This window comes from Paraburkholderia fynbosensis (genome assembly GCF_902859935.1).
GTDB classification, from domain to species: Bacteria; Pseudomonadota; Gammaproteobacteria; order Burkholderiales; family Burkholderiaceae; genus Paraburkholderia; species Paraburkholderia fynbosensis.
In genome coordinates this window covers 14,029-29,581 of record NZ_CADIKI010000003.1, presented here as the reverse complement: position 1 = coordinate 29,581, position 15,553 = coordinate 14,029, and the positions used below count along the sequence as shown (strand labels likewise).

The 15,553-nt window shown below is 61.8% G+C and carries 14 protein-coding genes; all 14 read left to right on the top strand.

The features are described from left to right. Positions 1 to 3: 3 nt before the first annotated feature. Positions 4 to 2,304: a molecular chaperone gene (locus tag HV770_RS05775; RefSeq protein ID WP_175158510.1), complete on the top strand. Its 2,301-nt coding sequence runs from the start codon at positions 4 to 6 to the stop codon at positions 2,302 to 2,304. After that, positions 2,304 to 2,666, top strand: coding sequence for an FmdB family zinc ribbon protein (locus HV770_RS05770; RefSeq protein WP_246290729.1), 363 nt, complete (start codon positions 2,304 to 2,306; stop codon positions 2,664 to 2,666). Before HV770_RS05775 ends, HV770_RS05770 begins: the two co-directional genes overlap by 1 nt. Further along, entirely contained in the window at positions 2,663 to 2,863 is a 201-nt protein-coding gene (locus HV770_RS05765) for a hypothetical protein (RefSeq protein ID WP_175158509.1), read from the top strand. The genes HV770_RS05770 and HV770_RS05765 overlap by 4 nt, the downstream gene beginning before the upstream one ends. A gap of 61 nt (positions 2,864 to 2,924) precedes the next feature. Further along, the gene (locus tag HV770_RS05760; protein ID WP_175158508.1) at positions 2,925 to 3,974 is read left to right on the top strand and encodes a hypothetical protein; all 1,050 of its coding nucleotides are present in this window, start codon (positions 2,925 to 2,927) and stop codon (positions 3,972 to 3,974) included. 21 nt (positions 3,975 to 3,995) lie between these two features. Then, entirely contained in the window at positions 3,996 to 4,985 is a 990-nt protein-coding gene (locus HV770_RS05755; RefSeq protein ID WP_175158507.1) for a phage major capsid protein, read from the top strand. An 11-nt stretch (positions 4,986 to 4,996) separates the two neighbouring features. After that, positions 4,997 to 5,578, top strand: a complete 582-nt coding sequence (locus tag HV770_RS05750) for a hypothetical protein (protein ID WP_175158506.1) — start codon at positions 4,997 to 4,999, stop codon at positions 5,576 to 5,578. A 62-nt stretch (positions 5,579 to 5,640) separates the two neighbouring features. Continuing rightward, complete coding sequence (locus HV770_RS05745; RefSeq protein WP_175158505.1) at positions 5,641 to 6,279, top strand: chromosome partitioning protein ParA; 639 nt, start codon at positions 5,641 to 5,643, stop codon at positions 6,277 to 6,279. 3 nt (positions 6,280 to 6,282) lie between these two features. After that, positions 6,283 to 7,227, top strand: coding sequence for a phage adaptor protein (locus HV770_RS05740; RefSeq protein ID WP_175158504.1), 945 nt, complete (start codon positions 6,283 to 6,285; stop codon positions 7,225 to 7,227). 1 nt (position 7,228) lies between these two features. Continuing rightward, on the top strand, positions 7,229 to 9,001 hold the full coding sequence (locus HV770_RS05735) for a hypothetical protein (protein ID WP_175158503.1): 1,773 nt from the start codon (positions 7,229 to 7,231) through the stop codon (positions 8,999 to 9,001). 133 nt (positions 9,002 to 9,134) lie between these two features. Beyond that, positions 9,135 to 9,587, top strand: a complete 453-nt coding sequence (locus HV770_RS38430; RefSeq protein ID WP_246290728.1) for a GNAT family N-acetyltransferase — start codon at positions 9,135 to 9,137, stop codon at positions 9,585 to 9,587. Next, positions 9,562 to 10,722 (top strand): tail fiber domain-containing protein, encoded by a 1,161-nt coding sequence (locus HV770_RS05725; protein WP_175158501.1) that lies wholly within the window; start codon positions 9,562 to 9,564, stop codon positions 10,720 to 10,722. The genes HV770_RS38430 and HV770_RS05725 overlap by 26 nt, the downstream gene beginning before the upstream one ends. Next, the gene (locus HV770_RS05720; protein ID WP_175158500.1) at positions 10,703 to 11,674 is read left to right on the top strand and encodes a hypothetical protein; all 972 of its coding nucleotides are present in this window, start codon (positions 10,703 to 10,705) and stop codon (positions 11,672 to 11,674) included. The genes HV770_RS05725 and HV770_RS05720 overlap by 20 nt, the downstream gene beginning before the upstream one ends. 1 nt (position 11,675) lies before the next feature. Then, positions 11,676 to 13,358, top strand: a complete 1,683-nt coding sequence (locus HV770_RS05715) for a hypothetical protein (protein WP_175158499.1) — start codon at positions 11,676 to 11,678, stop codon at positions 13,356 to 13,358. Continuing rightward, entirely contained in the window at positions 13,355 to 15,535 is a 2,181-nt protein-coding gene (locus HV770_RS05710; protein WP_175158498.1) for a hypothetical protein, read from the top strand. The genes HV770_RS05715 and HV770_RS05710 overlap by 4 nt, the downstream gene beginning before the upstream one ends. The last annotated feature ends 18 nt before the right edge of the window (positions 15,536 to 15,553 follow it).

Below are 15,553 nucleotides of genomic sequence, written 5' to 3'. Positions count from 1 at the left end.
ACGATGAGCAACGTCATGGATGGTCAGGCCGCAGGAAACGTCGCATCGCCGGGTGAGAACGTCGTCGATCGCTGGGTCAAGGAAATTGAGTTGTATGAGCAGAAGGCGTCGACTTGGGAGACAAAGTCGAAGAAAATCCTTCGGCGCTACAAGGACGAGCGTAACCAGAGCGAAGGTCAGGTCGCCAAATACAACATCCTCTGGTCGAACATCCAGACACTGCTGCCGGCGCTCTATTCGCGCAATCCGAAGCCCGACTTCCAGCGGCGATTCCTCGATGCTGACCCGGTCGGCCGTATTGCCTGCGAAGTGCTCGAGCGCGCGACATCGTTCACACTCGACAAGGAAGATTTCTTCCTGACAGCGCGCCAGTGCGTGACTGACCGCCTGTTGCCGGGCCGCGGCGTGGTCTGGATTCGGTATGTCCCGCACTTTGCCGAGGCCGAGACAGTCGCGCTGGGGACCGAGATCGCGAATGAGGGGCTTCAGATCGACGACGACGCGCAGGCGAATGAAGGGCCGAACGTGCCTCAAACAGCCTCGTCGGGCGAGCCGATCGAGAATGTCGAATATGAAGAGGTCGACATCGACTATGTGCACTGGAGCGACTTCGGGCATGTGATCGCGCGCACGTGGCAGGAAGTGCCGGCTGTGTGGCGCATCTGCTATCTCACGCGCAAGGAATGCGTCGCGCGCTTCGGCGAAGAAATCGGGCGTCAGATTCCGCTCGACTATTCGCCGGAAGATTTGAAGGGGCAGGAGGTCACTGAATACCAGAAGAAGGCGCGGATTTACGAGATCTGGGACAAGGCAACCAAGCGCGTTATCTGGATTTCCAAGAGTTTTGCCACGCGTACGCTCGACGAGCGCCCGGACATGCTTGGGCTGCAAAACTTCTTTCCATGCCCGCGGCCCATTTTCCCGAACCTCGCGAATGACAGCATCATCCCGGTGCCGGACTATGCGATGTATCAGGATCAGGCGCAGGAGCTGGACGACCTGACGGCCCGCATTTCGCTGCTCACGCGCGCGATCCGCGCGACGGGTGTCTATGATGCGAGCGTGCCCGGCCTTCAGCAGTTGCTCGCCGGCGGCTATGAAAACCGGCTCGTTCCTGTCGATGCATGGGCGGCATTCGCGGAGAAGGGTGGTCTTAAAGGCGCATTCGAGTTGCTGCCGATTCAGGATCTTGCGCAGACGCTTCTCCACCTGTACGAAGCGCGCGACAAGGTCAAGGAAGACCTGTACGAAATCACTAGCATGGCCGACATCATCCGGGGCTCGACAGATGCTGCCGAGACCTATGGCGCGCAGCAGATCAAGGCCAACTTCGCGTCGATCCGCCTCGAAGACATGCAGGCAGAGGTGCAGCGCTTCGCGCGCGACGTCGTCGTGATGGTGGCCGAGGTGCTGGCCAACCAGTTCGACATCAAGACACTCGCCGAGATCTCCGGATATCCGCTAATGACCGCGCAGGAAAAGCAGATCGCGGCGGCGATCCAGAAGCTCGGCGGCGAATTGCCGGACGACATGAAGAAGCCTGCGATCGAGCCAACCTGGGAAGAAGTCGACGCGCTCCTGCGCAATGCCAACATGCGGCATTTCCGTCTCGACATTGAGACCGACTCGACGCTGAAGATGGACCAGAATCAGGAGAAAGCGGATCGCACGCAGTTCCTCGAAGCTGTCGGCCAGTTCCTACAGTCAGCATCCAGTGCGCCGCCGGCCATGATGCCTCTGCTTGGCGAAATGCTCATGTTTGCGGTCCGTGCGTTCCCCATCGGCAAGACGCTCGAAGCATGCTTCCAGGAGACGATCGACAAACTCCAGGCGCAGGCGAAACAGGCTGCGCAACAGCCGCCTCAACCGAATTCCGATCAGATCAAAGCCAATACGGCCCTCCAGATCGCCGCCGGCAAGCAGCAGGGCGATGCGCAAGCCGAGCAGATGCGCGGCGAGATCGAAATGGCGAAACTCCAGCAGCAGGCCCAGAACGACGAGCGTAAGGCCCAGCTCGACGCGTGGGTCGCACAGACGGAACAGCGCGCGCAGGCTGAGCAGGATGCACAGGAGCAGCGGCTTGAGGCTCAGCGCAATGCCATGGAGCAGCACGGTCAGATGGTCGCCGATCGACTGCGCATGGAAATGGAGCAACAAACAGAGCGCATGAAGCAGGCATTTTCTCTGATGATCGCGCAGCTCAACAACGCCGCGAAGATCGAAGTTGCTGAAATCGGCGCCCAATCCACGCTCGATGCAGCGCAGGCCAGCGCCGCGGCGAGCGCAACCGTAGGAGTGAACTGATGCCCATCTATGCGCTGCAATGCTCGGCCGGCTGCGGCCAGGAGCGTGACATTTACCGCACAATCGCCGAGCGTGACCGTGATCTTCCGTCGTGCTGCGGCACTGTCATGGCGCGTAAGGTGGTGGCGCCTATGGTGGCGCCCGACATCGGCCCCTATCAGGCCGTCGCTGTCGACGTTGCCACCGGTAAAGCGCCGGTCATCAACAGCCGCAGCGCGCACCGCGACTTCCTGAAGCGCAACGGCTATACCGAGGTTGGAAACGAGAGCGTCGGCCGCAAGGCTGGCGAGGTCCGCGGCGATTTCAATCTGCGCGGTGACCTGACCCGGGCCACCCGAGAAGTGATCGGGAGCAAACGATGATCGGTGCCTTCCTTCCCCGCCTGCTGCCGTTGCTTCAGCAGGCCGAGGCGCAAGCCGCACAAGCGCGCATGCAGCAGATGATGCAGGCGCCCCCCGGTGCATCCGTCGGCCCGGTCGCTCATCCGCCGACGATACCGCAACCGATGGCCGCCCATCCGATGATGCAAAGCCCGATGCCGGGTGCGCCCCAGCACTGACATTGCGACGAAAATTCCCGCTGCCTAGCATCCCCATCATGCAAATCAGCGGGGATTAAAAATGCAAGTCAATGGTGAAGGGCAGGGCGATACGCAGCAGATCGATACTAGTCAGACCGCAGAGCTATCACTGCGTGAGGAAATCGTCCGGAATCTCGCTGACCTGAAGGGCAACGATGATGCCGTCGATGCGACCACCGCTACGACAGCCGCCGCTGCTGATCCTGCGGCAACCACTGACGCAGCCCAGCCCGCTGCCACTACGTCGGCTACCGATCCCGCCGCAACCACTGCGACCACGACCGAAGTGCCGAAGTCCAAGGCGCCGCAATCATGGCCGGCCGCCGACCGCGCGCATTGGGACAAGATCCCCTCCGAAGTTCAGGCCGTAATCGCGCGCCGCGAGGAAGAAGCCCACAAGGGCATCACGCAACTCGGCCAGGATGCTGCGTTCGGCAAAAAGATCAATGAAGTCGTTTCCCCGTACCTGCCAATGATCCGCTCCGAAGGCGGCGATCCGGTGGGCGCGGTCCAGAGTCTTCTGCAAACTGCGTATGTGCTGCGTTCGGGCGATCCGACGCAGAAGGCGGGACTTTTCCGCCAGCTCGCGCAGCAGTTTGGAGTGGATTTGAACGCTGTTTCTGCCGGCGCTCCGCAGGTCGACCCTGAAGTGCAATCACTCCGTCAGGAGCTTGCACAGGTCCGGGGTTTCCTGCAGCACGGCCAGCAACAGCAACATCAGCAAGTTCAGGAGCAGGCGCAGTCCGTGATCGACTCCTTCGCTGCGGATCCCAAGAACGAATTCTATGAGCAGGTAAAGCCCTTGATGGGCTCATTGCTTGTGAATGGACAGGCTCGGGACATGCAGGAGGCGTACGACATGGCGTGCCATGCCATTCCTGACGTTCGTTCCACAATTCTGTCCCGCCAGACGGCGGAAGCGGAAGCGAAGCGAGCTGCCGAGGCGAAAGCCAAAGCTGATGCGAAGCGCAGGGCAGCAGGTTCTATCAGCGGATCGCCCGGGGCTCCCGTCTCGACGACCACCGCTGCGCCGAATCTCTCTCTGCGAGATGAACTGCGGGCGAATCTTCGCGCCGCGACTGCTTCGTAACCCTCGTCTGGAGCTAACATCATGAGCCTGCAAAACCCGTCAAGCACGTTGACGGAAATCGTCACCACGACCCTGCGCAATCGCACAGGCAAGCTGGCTGACAACGTGACCAAAAACAACGCCCTTCTGTACCGCCTTCGTCGTCGCGGCAACGTCAAGACCGTCAGCGGCGGCCGGACGATCGTCCAGGAACTCGAATACGCCGAAAACGGCACGTTCAAACGCTACAGCGGTTATGAAGCGCTGAACATCTCGCCGTCCGATGTGTTCACCGGTGCGGAGTTCAACTACGCACAGGCTGCCGTGGCGATCTCGATCTCGGGCCTCGAACAGCTGCAGAACAGCGGCGAGGAAGCGATCATCGACCTGCTCGAAAGCCGCATCAAGAACGCGGAAAAGACGCTGGTCAACAACATCGCGCTCGACTGCTATTCCGACGGCACGGCCGACGGTGGCCGGCAGATCGGCGGCCTCGCGCTGCTGGTCTCGGCGACGCCGACGACGGGCGTGGTGGGCGGTATCGACGCGTCGACGACCATCGGTTCGTTCTGGCGCAACATCGCGTTCTCGTCCGTCACCGACGGCGGTGCAGCGGCGACGTCGGCGAACATCCAGTCGTACATGAACCGCGTCTATCTGCAACTGATCCGCGGTACCGACAAGCCCGACCTGATCGTCGCGGACAACAACTACTACCGCCTGTATCTGGAGTCGCTCCAGGCCATCCAGCGCATCACCTCGAACGAAATGGGCGAAGCGGGTTTCGACTCGCTGAAGTACATGAGTTCCGACGTGGTGCTCGACGGTGGTTACGGCGGCGGTGCGCCGCAGAACACGATGCAGTTCCTGAACACGGACTACATCTACTTCCGGCCCCACACCGACCGCAATTTCGCCCCGATCGGTGATGATCGGTTTGCCGTCAATCAGGACGCGATGGTCAAGCTGGTGGGTTTCGCCGGCAACATGACCGTGTCGAATCGCCGTCTGCAAGGCCTGCTCAAGGGCTAAGGGGAAACGACATGTCTTTCATCGCATACGACCCGCTTCTCGGTGCTGTCAAGCTGACCGACATCGACCCGACGGGCCCGGGTCCTGTCAACCTCGTGAATGGCACCGGCTCTGGCCGCATGTCGTTCTCGATGGAATCGCTACGCGGCTATGACCCGGCGCTCGGCGGTGGCGAATTCGTGCTGGCTCAGGCCGGCGGCACGATCGCTGCAGGTACGGTCTGCCAGTTCAATCAGTCGATCGTCAACGGCAATATTGTTGACACCGCGGCTGCTTGGGCCGGCACTGCAAACAGTGGCGACATGGTCGGCGTTGCCGTGGCCGCGCTGACCGTCGGTCAATGGGGCTGGTTTCAGGTCGGCGGCCATGCAATCGTCACGTGCCAGGGCGCACCGGTGGCAGGCAATCCGGTGTACTGGCAGGCCGCTGGCGTCGTCAGCCCGACGGCTGTCGCCGGCAAACAACTGGAGGGCGCGAAGTTTGCCACCGCGCCGGCCGTGACCCTCGGCCAGGGCAGCAACGCCATCACGCTCTCGGCGACGCAGGCAGTTCTGCTGGTGAACCGTCCGAGCGCACAAGGCGCGATCACCTGATCGCGTTGTCTTAACCGGGAGGGGCTTCGTGCCCCTCCTATCTTTCAGGAGTCTCCCCAGCCATGGATTTCGCACAGGCCAGAGTCGTCGAGCAGGGCAATCAACTCCACGTGGTGCATGGCGACGATGCCAAGCTCTATGTCGAATTCACGTTGGAGGCAGTGCATCAGCCTGCGTTGTCCGAGCAGGAAGGGCGACCGATCTACAAGGACGTCCCGCATATCCGTATTCATTTCCCCGGCGATCGGACGAAGCAGATCTTCCGCCCGGTGAAGATGGAAGCCGATTATGCCGGCCCGGCCGACCCGGTTCGATTCTCACGGCAATGGACGGCATTCATGGCGCAGCAGGAACAGGTGCAGACCGGTACGCCGCTGCTCGAGTGGGGTCCGCTGACGAAGTCCCAGGCGATGGAATTGAAGGGGCTGCATATCCACACGGTCGAGCAACTCGCCGGCATCGCTGACAGCAACCTGACGTGGCTCGGCGCGCGTGAGTTGCGCGACAAGGCGGTCGCGTGGCTGAAGCAGGCCGACGGCGGCAAGGAAGCGGTGCGGCTGCAAGGCGAACTCGAAAAACGTGACCTCGATATCGCCAACTTGCGCGAGCAGATGCGCGAGATGGCCGAGCGCATGGACGCAACGACGCAGGCCGACGGCGGCAAGAAGGCCGCGGCGCCGAAGAAAATCGCAGGCGAGTAAGTCATGACACAGCCCATCACCTCATCGAACCAGAAAACGCTCCTGAAGGTCGTCCAGGAGGTGATGGGCGACCTCGGTCTGCCGCAACCGCAGCTAGTCATCGGCAACACTGACAAGACTGTCCAGCAGATGCTGGTGCATGCCACGCGAGTGGGCGAGGATCTGGCATCGCGCGCCGCGCCGAATGACGGCTGGCAGGTGCTGCGTAAGGAATACAAGTTCTCGCTGATCGGCTTTGGCGGCTATACCGGCGATGTGACTGCCGGTTCCAACATCATCTCGAACATGCCATCGGTCGGGAATATCGCCGTCGGCATGATCGCGACAAGCACGGCGATTCCCTATGGTGCGACGGTGACAGCTGTCGGTGCCGATAGCGTGACCCTCGATTCGGACGCTCCGACGACGCTCACCGGTGAGCAGTTTTCCTTCGGCAATGAGAGCTACCCGATTCCGGCAGACGTCGCGCACTTCATCACCGAAACTGGCTGGGACCGCTCGTTTCGCTGGCAGCTCGTCGGCCCTCTGAATCCGCAGGAATGGCAGGTCTTGAAGTCCGGCATCAGCCCGACCGGGCCGCGCCTGCGTTACCGGATCATGGACAGCCAGATCTATGTGAACCCGGTACCGGCATCGCGGGATAATCTCGTGCTCGAATATTATTCGACGGGCTGGTGTCAATCGTCCACTGGCACTCCGCAGGCGGCATGGCTCGCCGACTCGGACACCTGTGTGTTGCAGGACCGTCTTTTCATCCTTGGCATTCTCGCGCGCTTCTTGAACCGGAAGGGCCTCGATTCGACGTCGGCGCAACGCGAGTATGACGATGCAGTTGAGCGTGCGCTGTCGCGCAATGCCGGCGCGCGTTCGCTGCCGCTGAATGCGCGGATGAATCCGCCGGTGCTGCTCGGCTCGAATAACGTGCCTGACACAGGTTTTGGCAGCTGACATGCGCGCTCCCGTCAATCGCGCTGCGCGCGTCCAGATTCAGTCCATTCCGCCAAGCGTTGGAGGTCTCAATACTCTCGACGCGGTGGCGAACATGCCGCCGACCGATGCCATCATCCTCGACAACTATTTCCCGAGTACGGCTGATGTGCCGCTACGCAACGGCTACCAGAACTGGGGATCGGGAATCGCCGGGAACGTCGAAACGCTCGCCGTCTACAGTTCTGGCACAGAAGAGAAGCTGTTCGCGATCTACGGGGGCGCTTTATATGACGTCTCGGCCAACGCCGCCGTAGGCGCGCCGCTGATAAGCGGCCTGACGAATTCACGCTGGCAGTGGGTTGACTTTACGAACGCCGGCAAGACGTTTCTGGTGATGGTCAATGGCGTTGATGCGCCACTGATCTATGACGGAACGGATTGGCATACGGTACGCACTGCAACAGCGAAGACAATTACGTCGATCACTGCGAGCGGTACGACCGCGACGCTCATCACCGCTGCACCGCATGGCTTGACGACCGGCGATCAGATCACGATCACCGGTGCAACGCCGGATGCTTTCAACGGAACTTTCACCGTGACGGTTGTCGACGCAACCACCTTCACTTACACGATGGCGACGGCACCCGGCGGCAACGCGACGGTCGTCGGTACCTATATCGTGATGTGGAGCATCACCGGCACTGACCCGACGCAATTCGTGCACGTGCAGGTATTCGCGTCACGCCTGTGGTTCACGCAAAACATCAGCATGCAGTCGTGGTATCTGCCAGTCGGACAGGTGGCGGGCGCGGCCGTTCTCTTCGATGTTGGGCCGCAGACGGTTCTCGGTGGCTTCCTGATGGGTATTGCGACCTGGAACATCGATAACTCAGCGGGCCTGAATCCCTACATCATCTTCGTCACCTCGAAGGGCGAAGCGGTCGTCTATCAGGGCTCGGACCCGTCTCAAGCGACAAGCTTCAGCATTTCGGCCCGGTTCCGCATTGGTGCGCCGGTGGGGCGCCGCTTCTTCGAGAAGTACGGCTCTGACATCGTCTTCATCGGCGCAGACGGCTTGACACCGCTGAGCAAGGCTTTGCTGACCGACCGCGCGCAGCGCGACATTACGTTGACTGAGAAGATCAGTCCGTCGGTAAATGTCGACGTTGCGACATACGGCAGGAATTTCGGCTGGCAAGTTGTGCTCTATCCAGACGGCAATAAGCTGGTCATTAATGTGCCGACTGCCGAGGATGTGGCGAGCTACCAGTATGTGATGAACACGATCACGAAAGCATGGTGCCGCTTTACCGGCTGGAACGCCTTCTGTTTCGCCTATTTCAATGGCGCGCTCTATATGGGCGGAAAGAATTTCGTTGCGCAGGCGGATATTGGAAGCGACGACGGTGGTCTCGCGATCAATAGCGACATCAAGCCGGCATACAACTATTTCGGCCAACGCGGCCAGGAAAAGTACTTCCGCATGATCCGGCCGGTGTTCATCACCAGTACCGGTTTCCAGCCGCTGATTGATCTGTCCGTCGACTTCGACACGATCCTGCCGACCTCTGCTCCGACGTTCTCGCGCGGCTATGTGAATCCATGGGATCTGACGCCCTGGGATCAGGTGCCGTGGGCAGATGCCCAGATTGTCCAGACGGCATGGGAGAGCATCGACGGGCTCGGCTATGCCGCGACCTTCAGGATGCGCGCGCAGACGACAGGCATCCAGTTCTCCATCCAGTCGGTCGATTTCATGTTCGAGGCGAAACAGACGCCTTCCTTCTGAAATTCCCGCTGCCTAGAATCAGCGCTTAGATTTTCCATCTTCATGCACGCGGCCTTCGGGCCCGGTAAAAGGTGCGCAGAGCAGGTCTTGCGCCCTTCGTGCATTCCCGCTTTGCGCATCAGGAAACGACCTGATGAAACGCATTGTCTGGGACCAACCTGAACGAGTGATGCAATTCGTCGCCGCGCGCACCGGCGAGGATTGCTATCGCGATTACACCGCGATCGGTCTTGAGCGCGGCGGTGATCTCGTCGCAGGCGTCGTTTTCAACATGTACACCGGTCGCGATGGCTCGCTGATGATGCATGTCGCCTCCGACGGCTCGCGTCAGTGGATGACGCCAGCCTATCTCGCCGCGTGCTTCAAATACCCATTTCTGATGCTGCATTGCCGCCGCGTGACGGGACTCGTGCGCGCCGACAACACCGCGGCGCAACGCTTTGACGAACACCTTGGGTTCAGACGTGAAGGCCTGATACGCCAGGGCGCCAATGACGGCGTCGATCTCATCCTGTACGGCATGCTCCAAAGCGAATGCCGCTTTCTCGAAGGAAAACATCATGCGGCATTGCTTCGAGCAGCCTGATCTGCCGGCGCTCGCCTTTCGCAAGGCGTTCGGCAAAAATCGTGCTTCGACACTGGAAGGCGGCGGCAAGGGCGGCGGCTCGGCGCCAAGCGCGCCCGATCCATACACGGTAGCGAATGCGACGACGCAGACGAACACCGACACGGCGGCCTATAACAAGGCGCTGAACCTCAACAATTATTCGAATCCGTTCGGCTCTCAGCAGTCGACGCAGACCGGCACCGATCCCAAGACCGGCGCACCCATCTATAACACGAGCATCAGTGCCAGCCAGCCGCTTCAGAACCTGATCAATGGTTCGCTGTCGCAGGCCGGCAATTCAAATACCACGCTCAACAATTCGCTGTTCGGATTGAGCTCGCTTGGGTCGCAGATCAGTCCTCAGGCTGCGCAACAGGCCAATCAGCAAGGCCAGCAGGCGGCCTACGCAGCACAGACTCAATACCTCGATCCGCAGTTCGCGCAGGGGCAGTCGAGCATGGAATCGCAGCTTGCCAATCAGGGCCTCACGCCCGGTTCGCAGGCGTACACGAACGCGATGACCAACTTCAACAATGCGAAGCAGCAGGCCTATAGCAATGCGGCGAATCAGTCGGTCCTGACGGGTTCACAGATCGGCTCGCAATTGCTGAACAACCAGCTCGCGAGTGTCGGCACGCAGGCGAATCTTTACGGCCAGCAGGCTTCGCTGTCGCAGCTGCCGTATTCGCAACTCTCATCGCTGGCCGGTCTGATCCCTGGCAATACAGGGACCTCGCAATCCGCGGCACAGCCGGCAAACATCGCGCAGGCATTCCAGAACCAGTACAACGGCCAGTTGAATGCATACAACGCGGCGACGGGTTCGTCCAATTCGATAATGAGCGGCCTGTTCGGTCTGGGTAGCTCGGCTATCGGCGCATTCTCCGATCGTCGCCTGAAAACCGACGTCGAAGCGACGGACGCGCGGCTCGATTCAGGTCTTCCGATCTATCGATATCGCTATGTATGGGACGCGCCCGGCGTGCGCCGCGCCGGCGTCATGGCCGACGAGGTGAAACATGTGTTCCCGCATGCGGTGCACACCGACTCGAGCGGCTTCGACAAGGTCGATTACGACGCGATCGGAGGGCGCCATGTCCTGGCTATTCGGTAACACGCTTTCCGCTGACAACCAGGACTCGCCTATTGGCTATGCCGGCGAGAAGTTTCAGCGCTGGACCGATCCGCTGTCGTGGATCACTGGCGGGAAGTGGGCCGACCTGACGTCGAAGACCATTCCCAACGCAACGAATCGCATCCTTGAGCCGATCGCAAAGCCCGTTAACGAATTCGATCAGACGGTCAATCCGCTGCGCAAGATTCCCATGGTCAACAACGTGGCGAATCTCGGCTATGCGAAGCCCGGCGACTCGATCGGCCTCGCCATTGGCTCCGTCTTCACCGGTGGCGCACTTGGGGGCGCACTTGGTGCGGGGGAGGGTGGAGGAGCGGGCGCTGGGACTGGTGCAGCTGCCGGTGCGGGCGCAGGCGCCGGCGCATCTGGCGGTGGGCTCTCCAGCCTTTTCGGGCTCGGCGGTGGGCTCGGTGCAGATGTCGGCGGTGGTGCTGGCGCTGGCGGCCTGACTGGCTTCTTCAGCGGCCCCGCGGCGTTCGGCGATGCCGGCCTGACGGGAACGGTATCCGCGGGCGGCTCCGGCCTTGGCTCGGCGCTCGGTGGCGATCTTGGCGGCTCCCTGGGTGCTTCGCCCACAGGGCTATTCAGCGGCCTGTTGCCGGGCGGCGGAATGACTGGCACGGCGAGCGGCGCGCTCGGCGGTGGCATCTCTGGCGAGACGGCCGGCGCTTCGGGGATCGGTGGCGCTTCGATGGGAGGCCTAGGCGGAGGCATCGATTGGACGAATCTCGCCCAACAGGCGCTTAAGCAGCAGAGTCAGGTGAATCAGCAGAACGCAAATCAGGCCTATGGACGGCAACAGCAATCCGGCAGCTATGCCGATCCGCAGGCAATCCTGCTAAGCCCGAAAGTGGCCTCGCCAACGACCAATTCGCAACTGCTCGGACAACTTTTGATGAATCGCACCGCGGCTTCGTGGGGAGGTGCCTGATATGCCAACAAGCGCACAAGGGATGCTCGGCAATCCGCTGATTGCAAACCTGTCTCCCGATCAGCAACAGTCGCTCGCGCAACTGCAGCAACAGCAGGCCATCGGCCAGGCGCTCCTTAGTCAAGGGCTGACGCCGGTCGACACCTCCAATCGTCAGGTGGGCGGTGTTGGCTATCGCGTGAGCCCGCTCGAAGGGCTGGCGAAGATCGTACAGGCTGCCGTCGGCAACAAGCTCGCCACGCAGTCGATGGGGCAGCAGGCGCAGTTGATGGGGCAGATGTATGGGAACTCCTTCGGCACGAACCAGCCGGCGGCCGCGGCGGCCGCGCCGGTCGATCCCGCGCAGACGCCTGATGCTGGTGGAATCGTCGGTGGTGGTTCGGGTGCTGGCGTGCAGTCCTATCCTGTGGCGGCGCAAGGTCAGCCGAGCCCGGCGCAGCTCGGCGCGCAGCTCACTGGAGCGGCTCCTGTTGCGCGCGGTGGTCCGCTTACGCTGCCCGGCAAGACGCCTCAGGAATCGATGCAGATCTTCGCGACGATCGGCCCCGACAATTACGCGAAACTTCTGACCTCGTGGGGTGCGCCGACCGATGCCACGCGGATGGCAATTGCAGCGGGTATTAGTCCGGCACAGGCAAACGGGGACGCGCTGTTCAAGGCGAATTATGTCCCGCCCAATCAAGGTGCGCCCGGCACGATCGCACGTGATGCACGCACCGGCCAACTGCTGTACTACTCGCCCGACATTCCAAAGGGCGGCGAGCCAGTTTTCAATGCCGGCGGCCAGGTCGTCGGCGTCAAGCAGCTCGATGGATCGCTGCAACTGATCGGGCAGGCTGCGGCCGCGCAAGCTGGTGGCGAAGGTAGCCAGTTGCCCTATGCAACCGTCGATGCAGGCGGAAATCCACAGCCGCTTACGAACCGCACTGCGGCTGCGACGGGTTCCGCCAATGCGAGTCAGCAGCCCCCCATTCCGACGCTTCCCGGTCTCACCGGACAAAGTGGAGCTCTTTCTGGCAGTTCGAATGTGCCGTTGCCCGGCGGACCGCTGCCTAGTGGTGGTGCGATGTATGCCGCGCCTCCGATGGGTGCGACCGCTGCAGCCGATGCGCAGGCGCGCGGCCAGATCGATACGATGCAGAAGTCGTATCAGAACCTGCAAACGGTGCGTTCGGGTGCGCCGGCCGCGCTGCAAGACGTCGACAACATGGCAAAGTTGGCGCAGGGTGCTTCGCCGGCGACCATTGGGCCGGCCGCAGCCAAGTTCGCGGGTCTGTTCAGCGCCAATGCTGCTGAATATGAGAAATCGCGCGACAACCTCGTGACGAATCTTGGCTCTCAGCTCGGCATCAATTCCGACGCCGCGCGTGATCTTGTGTATGGATCGATTCCGTCGTATGGCGCTCCCAAGCAGGCGGTGCAAAACGGCCTTGCTGCCCTGCGCGGACAGATTCAGACGCGACTGCTGAAGTCCGACTATCTGTCGGATGCCTATGCGGCCGGCGATGCGAAAACTTACAACCAGCGAGATAACCAGTTCGATCAGAACATTACGCCGGCGATAGCAAATATCGTCACGATGCCCGCAGGGCAGCAGCGCGCGCAAGCTCTTCAGCAAGCTGCAAAAGATCCCCAGATACGCGCGCGTCTTGAGTGGGCAGCGGAGCATGGAGTTCTGCGATGAGCGCGCTCGACGACATCATCGCGCGCGACTCGGCGCCCCAAGGACTCTCACAGCTCGACGCGATCATTGCTCGCGATGCTCATCGTCAGAATGCAGTGTCCGCTCTGTCCTCCCAGGCCGCAGCTTCGCCGAAAGTGACCGCGCCAGCGGCCGCGTCCATTGCCACCGTTGCAGTGTCGCCGGATGATGCGCTTGCCCAAGATTTGACTGCTGGCGGTGCATCGCCTTACGCGTGGGACGAGATGAGGCAGATCGGTTCTGGCGCATGGCACGGTGTCAGCAGTCTCGTGAACAACGCCGCGAATCTCGTCGAAAAAGGTGTCGCCGGCGGCGCGAATTTCATTCCGGGCATGAATGGCTCTGCGATCGGTAACTGGCTCACGAATACGGCGAACGATGACGTTGCTGCGCAATCTGCTGCGGATCAACGGTTCAAGCAAACCGCGTCCCCGGGCGAACAAGCGTCCGCGATCGTTGCGCCTCTATTAATGCCCATGGGCAGCGTTGCCAAAGTTGGGAGCGCGGTCAAAGGCGGTGTTTCCGCGCTCCCAATGATGAGCGGCGCAGTCGGCCGCGTAGTCGGAACCGGATTAGGCAATGCCGCGACCGGAGCAGTATCGACCGCAGGCGCAGACGTTGATGCGAATCAGCCTTACTGGTCGCAGATAGGCAGGAATCTGCTCGCGGGCGGTGTGGTCGGCGCTGCTTTGCCGGCGGTGTTCAGCGGGACGAAGAGCGTCGGCACCAATCTATACGACGCCGCACGACCGATATTCAATCCGGCTGCATACGTCGGCAAAGGACTCGCGGCCTCATTGGGTGATGATGCGGCCACGGTTGCGGCGCAGATCCGCACCGCACCGATCTATCTGCCCGGATCGATGCCGACCACTGCTCAGGCCGCGCCGAATCCCACGCTCGTTGCGACTGAGAAGGCGTCGGCGAATGGCGTTCCGGGCTTCAAGATCGCGATGGAAGAGCGCGCGAACGCGAACAATCAGGCGCGCTGGGATGCGCTAGGCGGTGTTGCACAGACGCCGCAGGCACTCCGCGCCGCGGTGCAGGCACGCGATCAGGCGGCCGGCCCGCTCTATGACGCTGCACGCTTCGGCATGTACGACGTCGATCCGGATCTGGAGGCGCTGATGCGGCGACCGGCCATGCAGCAGGCGCTGCAGCGCGGTACGTCCATCGCCTCGAACGAAGGCAATGCCGGCTTCCTGAACGCGATCACGCCAATTGCGCCGACGACGGCCAACGTGCCAACGGGCGGCGTGGGCTTCAACGGCGCACCGCTCATGCAGCAGATCCGGACGAGTCCAGGCACGCGGGGCCAGCCGGCGCGCATCACTGGCGATGTGCTCCATTACCTGAAACTCGGAATGGATGATCTGCAGGCGAGCGCGCGCGAAAACACGCGGCTCGGCCCTCAGGAGCGGCGCGCGATTAACCAGGCGCAGGGCGATTTTCTCGACTGGCTCGACAACGCATCGCCCGACTATGCGGTCGCGCGCGCGACGTATGCCGGCATGTCGCCCCCGATCAACTCGATGCAGGCCGGACAGGAGATTGCGGGTCGGCTGGGGGGCGCGGGCCGCCCGCTGAACTCGTCAGGCACGCCGCTCATGACCGCACCGGGCTATGCGGTGGCGCTCAGTCAGGCGCTGCGCAATCAGGAGTTCGGCATCGAGTCAGGTGCGCAGCAGACGCTCGAGAACATCGGCCGCGATCTGCAACGCTCGACGGTTTCGAACTCGATCCGCGCCGGCTCGGGCAGCGACACGGCCTACAACCTGCAGGCCAATGGCTGGCTCGCCAGGAAACTGTATGGCGCAGATTTTCAAGGCGGCACAGTCGGAAAGCTATTGGGGACAGCGGTCCAGGCTGGAGGCGCTGCTGGCGGTGCCGCGCTCTTCGGGCCTACCGGCGCGGGTGTGGGTTCAGCGATCGGCAGTGGTATTGGTTCGCTGTTCAATGGCGCCCGGGTGAACTCGCGTCTCAACCGACATCTAGGGGAGTTGCTTCTTAATCCCCACGCGCTGCTCCCGTATCTGCACGCTGGTTCGACCCTTCCCGCTCAGGTCAGAAATCAGGCGCTCGGGCAAGCCTTGCTGAGGAACATCTACCCAGCCGCCGCCGGAGCGGTGGCGCGTAGCGGCCTCATAAATTCCAACTAGGAGACCGCAGATGGAAAC